General features: G+C 43.9%; 1 protein-coding gene. It reads right to left on the bottom strand.

Going from position 1 to position 693, the window contains the following annotated elements:
- The coding region (locus tag ACFINZ_RS10975; RefSeq protein ID WP_375701534.1) for an AAA family ATPase at positions 1–693 on the bottom strand (693 nt) is incomplete at both ends.

The raw sequence follows: 693 nt of genomic DNA, 5'->3' as shown, positions 1-693 counted from the left end.
TCTGCTTTTTCTTGCTCGAGAGAGGCAGCAAAAATTTTGTCTTCTAAGGATCGATTGCGCCAAATTGTGATAATATTAAAGGCATTGGCTCCAATCTCTGAGGCGCCTTTAATGTCTTCAGTGCCTGGGATATCCTTATCCAAACCGCTTTTGCGTGCATGGGCAACAAGGTGAATGTGTACATTGTTTAAAATAGCCCAATCAACCATTTTATAAACTGCTTGTTCTTGACCGGTATAATCATCTGAGGCAATGCCAAGCCGCATAAGACTGTCGATGATAAATTGGTCGCAGCCATAGCGCGCACGGCAATAGTCAAAAACATCCAGCAATGTGTCGACGCTCGACTTGCCAACATGCTCATAGAGAATAAGTCCGTCATCTAAAAACTGTAAAATTCGTTCAATCATCTCTCTGGTGGGGTGTTCTAAACCCCCCGTTTGTTTCGTTAAACGACGTAAAGATTGTGCTCCTTTCATTTCCAGTGAGGCTAAGCAAAGACGACTCTTTTGCGAAATCCAATGGGGAATACAGTCTGATAACAATTGGCTTTTTCCAGCACCACTGGCACCACTCCATAGCGTTAATTCCGCTGGACGAAAATACAGCTTGCCGTTGAGTTTAGGATAGGGAACCGTATAGCCAAGATGCTGCTTAGGCTCTGGCCAAAAGAGCCCTATAACTTGATCTTTA

The organism is Bartonella sp. AA81SXKL (assembly GCF_042196945.1).
Classification (GTDB): Bacteria; Pseudomonadota; Alphaproteobacteria; order Rhizobiales; family Rhizobiaceae; genus Bartonella.
Note: the sequence above shows the minus strand (reverse complement) of the source record. Positions and strands in the feature narration are given on the sequence as shown.